At 41.4% G+C, this 14,599-nt stretch carries 14 protein-coding genes; 13 read left to right on the top strand and 1 reads right to left on the bottom strand.

Annotation, left to right across the window (positions count from 1 at the left end; genetic code table 11):
• Positions 1-138: 138 nt before the first annotated feature.
• The 13 genes from MKX38_RS17760 (at position 139) to MKX38_RS17700 (ending at position 14,284) form a co-directional block, all read left to right on the top strand.
• Entirely contained in the window at positions 139-876 is a 738-nt protein-coding gene (locus MKX38_RS17760) for a lipoprotein YvcA (protein ID WP_339187904.1), read from the top strand.
• Positions 866-2,770 (top strand): DUF6792 domain-containing protein, encoded by a 1,905-nt coding sequence (locus tag MKX38_RS17755; protein ID WP_339187901.1) that lies wholly within the window; start codon positions 866-868, stop codon positions 2,768-2,770. Before MKX38_RS17760 ends, MKX38_RS17755 begins: the two co-directional genes overlap by 11 nt.
• 14 nt (positions 2,771-2,784) lie before the next feature.
• A complete protein-coding gene (locus MKX38_RS17750; protein WP_088327045.1) occupies positions 2,785-3,144 on the top strand; it encodes a hypothetical protein in 360 nt (119 codons plus the stop codon).
• A 164-nt stretch (positions 3,145-3,308) separates the two neighbouring features.
• On the top strand, positions 3,309-5,078 hold the full coding sequence (gene bmrA, locus MKX38_RS17745) for a multidrug resistance ABC transporter ATP-binding protein/permease BmrA (protein ID WP_339187899.1): 1,770 nt from the start codon (positions 3,309-3,311) through the stop codon (positions 5,076-5,078).
• Positions 5,079-5,203: 125 nt separating this feature from the next.
• Entirely contained in the window at positions 5,204-6,658 is a 1,455-nt protein-coding gene (locus MKX38_RS17740; protein ID WP_003242799.1) for a tetratricopeptide repeat protein, read from the top strand.
• 380 nt (positions 6,659-7,038) lie between these two features.
• Complete coding sequence (cwlO, locus tag MKX38_RS17735) at positions 7,039-8,448, top strand: peptidoglycan DL-endopeptidase CwlO (protein ID WP_339187896.1); 1,410 nt, start codon at positions 7,039-7,041, stop codon at positions 8,446-8,448.
• 204 nt (positions 8,449-8,652) lie between these two features.
• Entirely contained in the window at positions 8,653-9,603 is a 951-nt protein-coding gene (trxB, locus tag MKX38_RS17730; RefSeq protein ID WP_003243021.1) for a thioredoxin-disulfide reductase, read from the top strand.
• A gap of 318 nt (positions 9,604-9,921) precedes the next feature.
• Positions 9,922-10,398 carry an 8-oxo-dGTP diphosphatase gene (locus MKX38_RS17725; protein WP_010886622.1) on the top strand — a complete coding sequence of 159 codons (477 nt, stop codon included), beginning with the start codon at positions 9,922-9,924 and terminating at the stop codon, positions 10,396-10,398.
• A gap of 24 nt (positions 10,399-10,422) precedes the next feature.
• Positions 10,423-11,310: an RNase adapter RapZ gene (gene rapZ, locus MKX38_RS17720; RefSeq protein WP_003243903.1), complete on the top strand. Its 888-nt coding sequence runs from the start codon at positions 10,423-10,425 to the stop codon at positions 11,308-11,310.
• A gap of 1 nt (position 11,311) precedes the next feature.
• A complete protein-coding gene (gene mgfK, locus MKX38_RS17715; RefSeq protein WP_003244450.1) occupies positions 11,312-12,265 on the top strand; it encodes a gluconeogenesis morphogenetic factor in 954 nt (317 codons plus the stop codon).
• Between the two features lie 22 nt (positions 12,266-12,287).
• The gene (gene whiA / locus MKX38_RS17710) at positions 12,288-13,238 is read left to right on the top strand and encodes a DNA-binding protein WhiA (protein ID WP_003228147.1); all 951 of its coding nucleotides are present in this window, start codon (positions 12,288-12,290) and stop codon (positions 13,236-13,238) included.
• Positions 13,239-13,261: 23 nt separating this feature from the next.
• Positions 13,262-13,519, top strand: a complete 258-nt coding sequence (locus tag MKX38_RS17705; RefSeq protein WP_003219835.1) for an HPr family phosphocarrier protein — start codon at positions 13,262-13,264, stop codon at positions 13,517-13,519.
• Positions 13,520-14,284, top strand: coding sequence for an arylamine N-acetyltransferase (locus MKX38_RS17700; RefSeq protein WP_282915624.1), 765 nt, complete (start codon positions 13,520-13,522; stop codon positions 14,282-14,284).
• Between the two features lie 35 nt (positions 14,285-14,319).
• On the opposite strand, the gene MKX38_RS17695 is transcribed toward MKX38_RS17700, so the two are convergent.
• Positions 14,320-14,529 carry a hypothetical protein gene (locus MKX38_RS17695; protein ID WP_021480676.1) on the bottom strand — a complete coding sequence of 70 codons (210 nt, stop codon included), beginning with the start codon at positions 14,527-14,529 and terminating at the stop codon, positions 14,320-14,322.
• Positions 14,530-14,599: the final 70 nt, after the last annotated feature.

Here is a 14,599-nt window from a genome sequence, read left to right as displayed (position 1 = left end):
TCTGATTTCCTATTTATCCAAATTCCGCCATGATGTAACATGAAAAAGGATGAAATATTCATCTCTTAACCAGGTCAATAGAATTATTTTTGATATAAAAATAGAATACTATTCTCACAAAACCCGTGGAGGTTCGTAATGAAAAAGATCATCTTTATTTGCTTCAGCTTATTACTTGCCCTGACAGGAGGATGCAGTATGAATGACAATGATAAAAACACCACAAATGACAATAAAACAGAAGCGGTAAAACCAAAAGACATGGATCCCAAGGATCTGCCTCAAGTACCTGCGTTTCAGGACGAGAAAACGAGAGAGTACATGGTGTCAACAAAAGAAGAGGAACCAGGATATTATTTGCTGGAATCTAAGCTGAAAGGGTTTAGGATGTTGTTTCCGGAGGATGGGGAGTATCTCCCTGATTATTCTGCGTCAAATGGAGAAAATAGTGAATCGATTGGGTTTCAAAGCTATAATGAAAAATCAAATATTCTCTTAGATGCGCAAATAAGCTACTATAACAAATCTTCATTTATTAATGAGCCAGAGACAATGCTGGACCAAATTAGTAATGAGAATGGTTACAAAGGAAATTTTAAGAAGCAACAAACTGACGGAAAAGTAGTTTACGCAGCAACAAAAAAAAGCAATTTTAAAAACAGTGATCGTAAATACAATTTTTCCTATCGTTATTTTGGATATATAAAATCCAATGAAGAAGAGTATCTGGGGATAGTATATTCTTTTATAGTCCGCTGTAAAAAAGATGATAAACCTTGTATTTTGGATGAAGCTCGAGCAAAAGAAAAAACTGATAAACTAATTGATTCTATAACCTTTTTAAGAAATAACAAGGAGGTTAGAGATGGAAAATAAGAATGTTTTCGCAAATGAAAATGTAAAGCTCCGTTTAATTAACTTAGAGTATGCCTATAAAGAAAAGTTTGCATCTAACAATCCGGAAAAAGTAAAAAAAGCCAAGGAAGAGTTTGAAACTGAAATACGGAGGATCTATAAAGAAGAAACTAACTCGGAGCTTCCTAAAGAAGTAGAGATATATACTTCACACGAACTTATTCAAGAAAATAAGAACATAGATAAACGGATTAGAGATTCTGGTTATGATGGTACAGCGATTTATATAAAGGAAAAGAAAAATGATATAGAGCAGCTTCATATTATTTCTGAGGGGAGTGCTGATAACGCAGATTGGTCTTATAATTTCTTTGGTTTGTTTTTAGGTATTGATGATAACCAATACAGAGCTACGAGAGAATTTGTAAAGAATTCAAAGAAAAAAGCAGGTAATTCCGAGGAATTAAGAACATTTGCGCTAGGACATTCTCTTGCTAATAATAACCAAGTATTAGCTCAATTAATTGATGGAGAATTTGATGAAGTATATGGAGTGAATGGGGCACAAATAAGTATCGACCAACTTTTATTAGCTGATAGAAATTTGGTAGATTTTTTATTAAATAAATATGATCTTAGTCGTCAAGAGCTTAAAGAGCTTCCACGAGAACAGCTAAAAAAAGCAATCACCCAATACTACAATGACAAAGGCGTCACAGCAAAGATCACCCAGCGTATTTCTAAAGATGACCCGCTCTATGGCGTCAGCGGAAAGGCTGATTTTATTACATTTGGCAATGTAAAGATGAAAGATACAAATACAGATGTCAAAGGAATCAGAAGCATTATAGATAAGATTCCTGATGAGGAAGTCCGCTCTATCCAAACTTTTTTAAGAAAGTATTCGGATGAATATAAAAAAGGTGGGCTAAACGGATTTGTCATGGCTTCGACCGGGATAGATTCAGAGCTTGTCGGCAGGATTATTAGTGCTAATGGAAATATGGCGAAAGGGAAAATAGTGAAAGACCGGTTTGGTGATATACAGGTAATGGTTAAAAATATCGGGGAAAAAATGCCGGCCTTTATCAAATTCTTTCATACTATCTTGAATAATAGCGGAACAGTTGTGGATCAGCTCGAAGAGAATGGGTATATTGATGAGGCGCAAAAGAAAAGCATCAAAAAACAGTTAAAAATTGTTAATAGTAAGATAGGCGATATAGAAATTCAATATCAACAGTTAAAATACGCACTTTCTACTAATAATGTAGTTGCAATTGTTTATTATGTCTGTGAGTTAATAGGCAGTGTTAATGAATTAAAAGATGCATTTGAAACACTCGACACAGAAACAAAAGACGCACTAAAACTTATCGTCGACGGCCACAGTATCGTTCAAATGCTCAACGCCTTGTCAAAGGAAAAAGGCTTCAGCTATAAAGGCTCCGATATTTATTTTACAGGGAAGAGCGGCTCGGGAGAAACGATTCAAGTCAATCTCTCATCCGCTGTCAGAATCTATCAAAACGGTATGAAAATCGTTGAAGATATGGAAGATGCGATTTCTAAGTACCAGAAGGTTTACAGTCAGGAAATCGATGAAGATTTCATAGACAAAAAGCAGGCGATCATCACGGCTATTCATCATATGGAAGAAAACCCTTCGCATTATGCCTTCGATCTTCAATTCCGGCTTGCAGCTGGTTTCAGCCACACATTCGATAAATTGGAGAAAATCTCTGTTCATGAATCATTCCACACAGGTGCGCTTCCTGCAAATGATGGAATTGTTGCTGAATTAAAAAAACAGACAACAGAAAAAAGAGATTTTATCAAAAATATCCGCGAGAGTATTGAAAAGCTGTTTGAAAAAGAAGAAATGATTTCTCAGTTATTTGATTTTCAGCCTTAGGAGGAATATGAAGAGTGACTTCCTTATTTTCAGAAAGTGAAACAGAAATTGTATCAACGACCTATATGTTTCTTACCCAAGATGCAATGAAGGGGAAAGCGGGCACCCTCAATCAACCGATCAACGACTTTCTCAGCCTGACAAAGAAATTTGAGTCTTCATTAAAAGAGGAAATCAAAGGGCAAAAAGGGTTGATTGTAAAAAAAATAAAAAAAGAGCTTGAGTCTAATAGCGAAAAACGAAAAGCTGCCCTTGAGATGATAAAAGAAGAACATACCGCAAAAGTTGATCGGTACAAAATGATAATAGAAGACCTGCGACAGCAGGATGTAACATTGACTTACAGAAAAAAGAAGCCTGTGAAAGATGTATAACATAAAAATCTCCTATTCAAACAATGAGTGGGAGATTTTTATTTTGATCACGGCAAAAATATACTGAAAAAGTCTTTCTCCATTGATATGATTGAGAAAGAGTAAAAATCATCCTTTTGCTATGACTTTTCACCTTTCTGAACGCTGAAACAGGAGGAAAATATATGCCAACCAAGAAACAAAAATCTAAAAGTAAATTGAAACCCTTTTTTGCCTTAGTAAGACGGACCAATCCTTCTTATGGAAAGCTTGCCTTTGCGCTTGCCCTCAGTGTAGTAACCACGCTGGTCAGCCTGCTCATTCCATTATTAACGAAGCAGCTTGTCGATGGTTTTTCTATGTCAAATCTGTCAGGCACGCAAATCGGTTTGATCGCGCTGGTGTTTTTCGTTCAGGCGGGTTTAAGCGCTTATGCCACCTATGCGCTTAACTATAATGGACAAAAAATCATTTCCGGGCTGCGGGATTTATTATGGAAGAAATTAATTAAGCTGCCTGTCTCTTATTTCGATACAAATGCTTCCGGAGAAACAGTCAGCCGTGTAACGAACGATACGATGGTTGTCAAAGAATTGATTACAACCCATATCAGCGGATTTATTACAGGCATCATTTCTGTCATTGGATCATTGACAATCTTGTTTATTATGAACTGGAAGCTGACACTGCTTGTGTTAGTGGTCGTTCCGCTGGCAGCTCTTATTTTGGTGCCGATTGGACGGAAAATGTTCTCCATTTCACGGGAAACACAAGATGAAACAGCCCGTTTTACAGGCCTGCTTAATCAAATTCTCCCGGAAATCAGACTTGTCAAAGCTTCAAATGCGGAGGATGTCGAATACGGCCGCGGGAAAACAGGGATTTCCTCATTATTTAAGCTTGGCGTTCGAGAAGCTAAGGTTCAATCACTTGTCGGCCCGCTTATCTCACTCGTGTTAATGGCAGCCCTTGTCGCAGTCATCGGATATGGCGGCATGCAGGTATCTTCAGGCGAGCTCACGGCCGGAGCTCTCGTGGCTTTTATTTTATATTTGTTCCAAATTATTATGCCGATGGGCCAAATTACAACATTCTTTACACAGCTGCAAAAATCAATCGGTGCAACAGAACGAATGATTGAGATTTTGGCAGAGGAAGAGGAAGATACAGTGACAGGAAAACAAATTGAAAATGCGCATCTCCCTATCCAGCTGGATTGCGTGTCTTTTGGATATAAGCCTGATCAGCTGATCTTAAAAGAGATCAGCGCCGTCATTGAAGCAGGGAAAGTCACAGCGATTGTCGGTCCGAGCGGCGGGGGAAAAACGACGCTGTTTAAGCTGCTTGAACGCTTTTATTCTCCGACTGCAGGGACCATTCGGCTGGGGGACGAGCCGGTCGATACTTACTCGCTTGAATCGTGGAGGGAGCATATCGGGTATGTATCACAGGAAAGCCCGTTAATGTCCGGGACAATCAGAGAAAATATTTGCTACGGGTTAGAACGAGATGTGACGGATGCTGAGATCGAAAAAGCCGCGGAGATGGCATATGCGCTCAATTTTATAAAGGAGCTGCCGAATCAGTTTGATACAGAAGTGGGCGAACGCGGCATTATGTTGTCAGGCGGACAAAGGCAAAGAATCGCGATTGCGAGAGCGCTTCTCCGTAACCCAAGCATTCTTATGCTCGATGAAGCTACCTCAAGTCTCGACAGCCAATCTGAAAAATCAGTTCAGCAGGCGCTGGAGGTGCTGATGGAGGGCCGCACAACGATTGTTATCGCTCACCGCCTATCTACCGTTGTAGATGCGGACCAGCTTTTGTTTGTTGAAAAAGGGGAAATTACCGGTCGTGGAACACACCATGAGTTAATGGCTTCCCATGGTCTTTATAGGGATTTTGCTGAACAGCAGCTGAAAATGAATGCAGACTTAGAAAACAAAGCCGGGTAAATTTTGGTCGAATCAGCCAATAAAAAAGAGGAGGGATTTTCCCAATCCTTCCTTTTGAACTATTGAGGGGCTTACGATTTATGGTATACTACTGACGGTAATATTGTATAAAACGGAGGGTAGTTGTGGGAAAACACACTTCTGAACATAAAAATCACGCACAAATTGTCCAGCTGCTTCAAGATGGACAATATTTTTTTCATAAAGGCTTGAAAGCGTATAAAGAGCGCAATCTAAAACGGGCAAGCAAACTGATTCAGCGCGCGGTTCATTTGGAGCCGGAGGATTCAGAGATGCTTTCACAGCTTGCGGTCATTTATTCGGAAATGGGCCAGTATCAAGAGTCGAACGATCTTCTTGACTATATCATGGCAAATCTGGAGGCCGAAATGCCGGAGTGCCATTACTTTAAAGCGAATAACTTTGCCCATCTGGGGCTCTTCCAGGAAGCTTATAAAGAAGCGGCCGCTTATTCTGATGCGGACCCGGATGGTGAATTCGCCGAAGAAAACGATAGTCTGCTTGATTTGCTCGATTTAGGAGACGACGGCATTGAGGATTCGTTGTATGATCAGGATGAACTGCTGGTGAAACAGGATCGGGCAAAGTCATTGCTGGAAAGCGGCCAGCTTGCTGAAGCGGTTGCGGCGCTTGAGGAAATCACAACTGAATATCCGGAGCTTTGGTCAGCATACAACAATCTCGCGCTTGCCTATTTCTATTCAGGAAACGTTGTAAAAGCGAAGCAAACCGCTTATGAAGTGCTTTCTCATAATGAAGGAAATCTTCACGCCTTATGCAATCTTCTCGTTTTCTACTATTATGAAAGAGAAGACGAAAAAGTGGCGGAATTGAGTGATCAGCTCTCCAATGTCTATCCGATGCTATTGGAGCAGCGTTATAAATTGGGTGCTACTTTGGCGCTTGTCGGCCGCTACGAGATCGGATATAAATGGCTCAAATCATTATATAAAACCGGCTTTGAAGGTGACGACACCTTCTTTTACTGGCTTTCCTGCTCTGCTTATTTTACGGGACATACCGACTTTGCCGAGACGATCTGGAGAAAAGTCGAGTCGCAATATCCCGGCGAAGACCGCCCGGCGCCTTGGATTGAGCGGAGGGAAGCTCTTCCTTCATCTGTGGAGCAGCGTCTCGCAGCCTATTATATCAGCAGCACAAAGGGAGAAACAGAGCATCTTGAAGCGGTGATACGCTCAAAGAGAATTACCGCTCCTTTTGAAACTCATTTTGTAAAGCTGCTTCTGAATGGAGATTCTGCTGCTGCTGACGTTTCAGAGGATGCACTTTTCGCTTATCAAACGGTCAAATTATTAGAGCAAGCTGAAAAAGAAGAGATGAAAACAGAAGTCATGAGCTGCTGGGTTTTCCATGTCATCCAGCAAATTCGTGCAGCTGCTCCGTTGAAGAATGAGAAAGGCTGGGCAGCAGCCATCTGTTATATTTGGAAAGAAGCCCATGGCAAGCAAGACACGAAAAAAGACACAGCGGCCCGATTCGGCATCTCTCCGGCAACTTTGACGAAATATATGAAATATATTGATGATATTCTAGAATAGTAAATTTTAAAGAGTCGATTTATTTAATCGACTCTTTTTTTGTTTGATAGATTATATTGAGAAAATAATATCGACAGTTTTTTTACACGCTTAAGAAAAATGACAAATGATGTGTGACTTGACATCTGTTTGAAACATAAATGTAATAAAATTTATCGCTAATTTGTCGAAACTTGATGGTATAATGATTCTCGTACATAAGGAATTAGTGTTTTTTACATATGATGTGAAATAAACGCTATACAACCAGAATAAGAGATGCACAGAATAATTAACCATAAACAACCATCATTCCTCGTAGAGTATGAGGAACGAAACTTGATGTTCAAAATACGATTCCAAATGAGGACAGGTTCACAGTAAAAGGGAGGATATAAAAAGTGAGAAAGAGTTTATTGACACTTGGTTTGGCTTCCGTCATCGGGACAAGCAGTTTTTTGATCCCATTTACAAGTAAAACTGCATCGGCGGAAACATTAGATGAAAAGAAACAAAAAATCGAAAGCAAGCAATCTGAGGTTGCTTCCAGCATTGAAGCGAAGGAAAAAGAATTAACTGAGCTTCAGGAAAATCAATCAAAGATTGAAAAAGAACTGAAAGACATTAACGCTAAGGCGCTTGATACAAGTAACAAGATCGAAGATAAAAAAGAAGAAAATGATAAAACAAAAGAAGAAATCAAAAAACTGAAAAAAGAGATTAAAGAAACTGAAGCACGCATCGAAAAACGCAATGAAATCCTGAAAAAGCGCGTTCGTTCTTTACAGGAAAGCGGCGGATCTCAAGGATACATAGATGTTCTTTTAGGATCAACAAGCTTTGGTGACTTTATCTCTCGTGCGACTGCGGTTTCATCTATTGTGGACGCAGACAAAGATTTAATCAAACAGCAAGAGCAGGATAAAGCGAAGCTCGAAGATTCTGAAGCGGATTTGAATGACAAGCTGAAAGAAGTTCAAGCTGCATTGGCTAAATTAGAAACAATGCAAAAAGACCTTGATAAACAGCTTAATGAAAAAGACAAGCTTTTCGACGAAGCAAAAGCAAGCCAAAAGAAAACGGCTAAAGCGATTTCTGAATTAAAATCAGAGGCGTCTGAACTTGCAAATCAAAAAGCAAATACTGAAGCTGAACAAGCACGCATCAAAAAAGAACAAGAAGCAGCGGCTGCTTTGATCAAAAAGCAGGAAGAAGCACAAAAAGCATCTGATGAAACACAAACAGATGACAGTCAAACGGCGACAACTGAATCAGCAAAAGCAAGCTCATCTGATGATTCTTCAGATAATTCTTCTAACGGTTCATCAAACAGTTCGTCAAACGGCTCATCTTCTAAGAAGAGCAGCGGCTCAAACAGCAATTCAGGCGGCACTGTTATCAGCAACTCTGGCGGAATTGAAGGCGCGATCAGCGTTGGTTCAAGCATTGTAGGACAATCTCCGTACAAGTTTGGCGGCGGACGCAGCCAATCTGATATCAACAACCGTATTTTTGACTGCTCATCATTCGTACGCTGGGCATACGCTTCTGCAGGTGTTAACCTTGGACCTGTAGGCGGGACAACTACTGATACGTTAGTTGGCAAAGGACAAGCTGTCAGCGCGTCTGAAATGAAACGCGGAGACCTTGTGTTCTTTGACACTTACAAAACAAATGGACACGTAGGAATCTACTTAGGAAACGGTACTTTCCTAAACGACAATACATCTCATGGCGTATCTGTTGACTCTATGAGCAATCCTTACTGGAAAAAAGCATTTAAAGGCGTTGTAAGACGTGTTGTTCAATAATAAATATGACAAGGGCCTTCTAAAACAGAAGGCTCTTTCTTTATTAACATATACCCTTTTCGAATACATTTAATCGTGTTGAGCAAAAAAATAGCGTATCACCATGAGATTTTATAGGATATGGGTAAGGAATACGTTTGATGGGGATTCTTATCTTATAAGAAAGAGCCCAAACTTGAAAAGATGGTTTAAGGAGTGAATAGTGTGTCAGAAGAAAAAATTTATGACGTGATTATAATCGGCGCGGGCCCTGCTGGGATGACGGCCGCTGTATACACATCAAGAGCGAATTTATCGACATTAATGATTGAAAGAGGAATTCCTGGCGGACAAATGGCCAATACGGAAGATGTAGAAAACTATCCTGGATTCGAAAGTATCCTTGGGCCTGAGCTTTCTAACAAAATGTTTGAACACGCGAAAAAATTCGGCGCTGAATACGCTTATGGCGATATTAAAGAGGTCATTGACGGCAAAGAGTACAAAGTAGTCAAAGCTGGTTCAAAGGAATATAAAGCACGTGCTGTCATCATTGCTGCAGGTGCGGAATATAAAAAAATCGGCGTGCCTGGCGAAAAAGAATTGGGCGGACGCGGTGTATCTTATTGTGCAGTATGTGACGGCGCTTTCTTTAAAGGCAAAGAACTTGTCGTTGTTGGCGGCGGAGATTCCGCGGTTGAAGAAGGCGTATATCTGACTCGTTTCGCTTCAAAAGTAACGATTGTTCACAGACGTGATAAACTCCGTGCTCAAAGTATTCTTCAAGCGAGAGCATTTGATAATGAAAAAGTTGACTTCCTATGGAACAAAACCGTGAAGGAAATTCATGAGGAAAACGGCAAAGTCGGTAACGTAACGCTTGTCGATACGGTAACCGGTGAAGAAAGTGAATTCAAAACAGACGGCGTATTCATTTACATTGGCATGCTTCCTCTGTCTAAACCGTTTGAGAATCTGGGCATTACGAATGAAGAAGGCTACATCGAAACAAACGACCGCATGGAGACAAAGGTTGAAGGAATTTTCGCTGCCGGAGACATTCGCGAAAAATCACTGCGCCAAATCGTAACAGCTACAGGAGACGGAAGCATTGCGGCACAAAGCGTACAGCATTATGTCGAAGAGCTTCAAGAAACGCTGAAAACCTTAAAATAAAAAGGGCTGTCATACGAGTTTCACATTACGTTACTGGGTTTTAATTCCGCTGTAACACATGTGTAATGCTTTTCGGTTATGATTAATAAAGTAATTGACCCCCTTTTTATAATGAATACACTTTTTTGGCACGGATTCTCCAGTTATCCGTGTCCTTTTTTTGTCCATAAATAAAAGATGAATGCCAGTTACAGCAAAATCATCTGAATTAAGGAATGAATATGCTGTAAAATAGAAGAAAAGATTGTCAATGTCTCTTCATTGTGGGAGGCATCTTGAAGCGGTATAATAAAGAGACGATGACAGGACGAAGGTTAGGTGACGTACTTGCAAAGAGTGACAAATTGTGTGCTTCAGACGGATGACAAAGTTCTTCTGCTTCAAAAGCCGAGACGCGGATGGTGGGTCGCGCCGGGAGGCAAGATGGAGAGCGGAGAATCAGTCAGAGACTCCGTCATCAGAGAGTACAGAGAAGAGACTGGTATCTATATCATAAATCCTCAATTAAAAGGCGTTTTTACCTTTATTATTAAAGACGGTGACCACATTGTCTCCGAGTGGATGATGTTTACGTTTGTCGCTGATTCATATACAGGACAAAATGTATCAGAATCAGAGGAAGGCAAACTGCAGTGGCACGATGTCAATGACATTCAGAACCTGCCTATGGCCCCTGGAGACGGCCATATCCTTGATTTTATGATGAAGGGACAAGGGCTGCTGCACGGCACATTTACGTATACACCGGAATTTGAGCTGCTCAGTTATCGTTTAGACCCGCAGCACATCAAATAGAAAGACAAGTCAGGGGGGAGAAAGATGAGTGTTAGTGAATCACATGATATTCAGCTTGTCATTATAACTGGAATGTCGGGAGCGGGGAAAACTGTCGCGATCCAAAGCTTTGAAGATCTCGGCTATTTCTGCGTCGATAATCTTCCGCCTTCATTGCTTCCGAAGTTTTTAGAGCTGATGAAGGAATCAAATTCGAAAATGAGCAAAGTTGCGCTTGTGATGGATTTGCGCGGCCGCGAATTTTTTGACCGGCTGATTGAAGCGCTGGATGAAATGGCCGAAAATCCGTGGATCACACCGCGAATTTTATTCCTGGACGCGAAGGATTCCATTCTCGTCACAAGATATAAAGAAACGAGACGCTCGCATCCTTTGGCAGCGACTGGCCTGCCGCTTGAAGGCATCGCGCTGGAACGAGAGCTGCTTGAGGAATTAAAAGGCCGCTCTCAAATCATTTACGATACGTCTGACATGAAGCCGCGTGATTTGCGTGAAAAAATCGTGAAGCACTTTGCGACAAACCAAGGAGAGACATTTACCGTGAATGTCATGTCATTTGGTTTTAAATACGGTATTCCAATTGATGCAGATCTCGTCTTTGATGTCAGATTTTTGCCGAATCCGTACTATATCGAAAGCATGCGGCCGCTGACTGGCAAGGATAAAGAGGTTTCCTCTTACGTCATGAAGTGGAATGAAACACAAAAGTTCAATGAGAAATTAATTGATCTGCTGAGCTTTATGCTTCCATCTTACAAAAGAGAAGGAAAAAGCCAGGTTGTCATTGCGATCGGCTGCACAGGGGGCCAGCACCGCTCTGTGACATTAGCCGAGAATTTAGCTGATTATTTCAAAAAGGATTACTATACTCATGTTACTCACCGGGACATTGAAAAGAGAAGCCGGAAATAAGATGGGACAAAAGCCGAAAATCGCAATCTTTGGCGGCGGTACAGGTCTTTCTGTATTGCTACGGGGCCTAAAGCATAAACCTGTTGACATCACGGCCATTGTAACAGTTGCCGATGATGGCGGAAGCTCTGGCCGTCTGCGGAATGAACTGAAAATTCCGCCTCCCGGAGACATCAGAAATGTGCTTGCCGCTTTATCCGATGTGGAGCCGCTTGTTGAAGATCTTTTTCAGCACCGCTTCAATAAAGGGAATGACTTAACAGGCCATTCTCTCGGGAATTTGATTTTGGCAGCGATGACAAATATAACCGGTGATTTTTTTCACGCTGTCACAGAAATGAGCAAGGTGCTGAATGTAAGAGGAAAGGTTTTGCCGGCTGCCAATGCCAGTGTCGTTTTGCATGCTGAGATGGAGGACGGCCGCGTGGTCTCAGGCGAGTCAACGATCCCGGAATACGGACAGCGTATTAAGCGTGTTTTTCTCACGCCTGAACAGATTGATCCACTGCCGGAAACAATAGACGTGATCAGGGAAGCGGATTTGATTATTATCGGCCCGGGAAGCCTCTATACAAGCATTCTTCCCAATTTGCTCGTCCCAAAAATCGGGGAAGAAGTGATAAAGGCGCCGGCGAAAAAAGTATACATTTGCAACGTGATGACTCAGCCCGGCGAAACGCTCCATTACACCGCTGCTGATCATGTGAAAGCGCTCAATCAGCATATGGGCTGCGGTTTTATTGATACGATATTAGTAAACAGTGAAGACATTCCCGACGAAATAAAGCGTAAGTACGAAATGGAATCGGCGCGTCCTGTTGATTTTGATATCGAAGAACTGAAAGCGATGGGGCTTGAAGTCATCAGAGATCAAATTGTAACGTATAAAAATGACGTAATACGTCACGATACACATAAAGTGGCCTCTCTTCTTGTTGATTTACTGAAAGAATGAAGCCTTGAAATGAGGTGGCTATATGTCATTTGCATCAGAAACAAAAAAAGAATTAACGAATCTGGAAGTGAAGGACTGCTGCATTAATGCCGAGCTGTCTGCACTCATTCGGATGAATGGAGCTTTATCATTTACAAACCGCCATCTCGTACTCGATGTTCAAACCGAAAACGCGGCGATTGCCCGCCGCATCTATACATTGCTGAAAAAACAATATGATGTGTCGGTCGAGCTGCTGGTCAGAAAGAAAATGCGGCTGAAAAAGAATAACGTCTATATTGTGCGTTTTTCAGAAAATGCAAAAACGATCTTAGAGGATTTAAAAATACTCGGGGAGAACTTTGTGTTTGAACGAAGTATTTCGAAAGAGCTGGTTAAAAAGAGGTGCTGCAAGCGTTCTTATATGAGAGGAGCATTTTTGGCAGGAGGTTCGGTCAATAACCCGGAAACCTCCTCGTATCATTTAGAAATCTTCTCTCTTTATAAGGAGCATAACGATTCATTATGTGACCTGTTAAATGAGTTTCAGTTAAACAGCAAAACGCTCGAACGGAAAAAAGGCTATATTACCTATTTAAAAGAGGCTGAAAAGATTACAGAGTTTCTGAACGTAATCGGTGCTCACAATTCGCTTCTGCGATTTGAGGATGTCAGAATCGTCCGGGACATGAGAAATTCGGTCAACCGCCTCGTCAATTGTGAAACAGCCAACTTAAACAAAACGATCGGCGCATCGCTGAGACAGGTGGAAAATATTAAATACATCGATGAAAGAATCGGCCTGGAGGCGCTGCCTGAAAAACTTCGGGAAATTGCGCAGCTTCGGATTGATTATCAGGAAGTGACGCTGAAAGAGCTGGGGGAAATGGTAGCAAGCGGGAAAATCAGCAAATCAGGGATCAATCACAGGCTGAGAAAACTTGACGAAATCGCAGAACAGCTGCGGACAGGGCAAACCGTCACTTTAAAATAACCGTAAAGAAAAGGGGAGATCTTATGGTTCAACAGAAAGTGGAAGTTCGATTAAAGACAGGACTGCAAGCACGTCCTGCTGCTTTGTTTGTACAAGAAGCAAACCGGTTTACGTCAGATGTGTTTCTAGAGAAGGATGGGAAAAAAGTAAACGCCAAAAGCATCATGGGGCTGATGAGCCTTGCGGTAAGCACAGGCACTGAGGTTACCTTGATTGCACAGGGAGAAGATGAACAAGAGGCGCTGGAGAAGCTGGCTGCTTACGTTCAAGAAGAAGTTTAGGTGATAAAAATGAGTGACTTTCTAAAAGACTGCTTTCAGAAAATTGGCTGGGAGAAAGATCATGTCAACTTCGGCGATCTTCCCCTTTTTCTCAAAGCAATGGCATACCGTTTTCCATTCGAAAACCGTGCCGTACTTGCAAAAGAGAATTATAAGATCACAAAAGAAGAGCTATGGCGACGTCTGCTCAAAGATCAGCACGGCGGCCTATGCTACGATCTAAATGGTTTCCTTTATTTTGTTTTGCGTGAGGCCGGGTTTCATGTGAAGCTCATTCGAGGAACGGTTTATGCAGGCGATCAAGAGGGATGGGCACTAGAAGGGACGCATGCTGCTGTCTGGCTGTCTGCGGAAAACGGCGATTACCTCGTTGATATCGGCTTCGGCATCAACCTGGCGCTCCAGCCGATACCGCTTTCCGGAGAAACGGTACAGTCACCAGTCGGGTCATTCCGAATCAAAAAGGAAGAGACAGAAAAGGGCAGCTATGTTCTGCTGATGGACAAAGGAGAAGGCTGGCAAATTGGGTACGCCTTTACTCTTGAAGAGAGTGATCTCGGTGATTTAGATAACATGAAGGACATCATTCACTCTCATGAAAAATCTCCTTTTAACAAGTCCCTGCTTGCCTCAAAGCTGACGCCGAGCGGAAGGATGGTCATGTCAGAGCGCCATTTTACGATTTATGAAAACGGCGGTAACATTCAAAAAAGCGACATCGGCCCTTCAGGATTTGAAGAGAAATTAAATACTCATTTTTTGTAACGTGAAAAGCTTGCAGGTTATCTGCAAGCTTTTTCTTATGAACAAGTGTAGATTGCTGTATCAAATGCATCTTCTGGGATATACAGTTTTCCCTTTTCGTATTTATAAGGAATTTCATTCTCTTTAAAACACTCTTTTTCATATTCAGTTAGTGTATCCCCAATTTCTATGTATTTCCCGGTATAGTTGGGCTGACATGCTGAAAGAATTGACGTAATTGCCAGAAACAGCATGATTTTCTTCATCACGACACCTGCCTATTATGAAAATTTTACCTTTATCATTCTATTATAACAAAAAGAAAAAGTCCGATTT

The organism is Bacillus sp. FSL M8-0025, assembly GCF_037975475.1.
Lineage (GTDB): Bacteria > Bacillota > Bacilli > Bacillales > Bacillaceae > Bacillus > Bacillus subtilis.
Note: the sequence above shows the minus strand (reverse complement) of the source record. Positions and strands in the feature narration are given on the sequence as shown.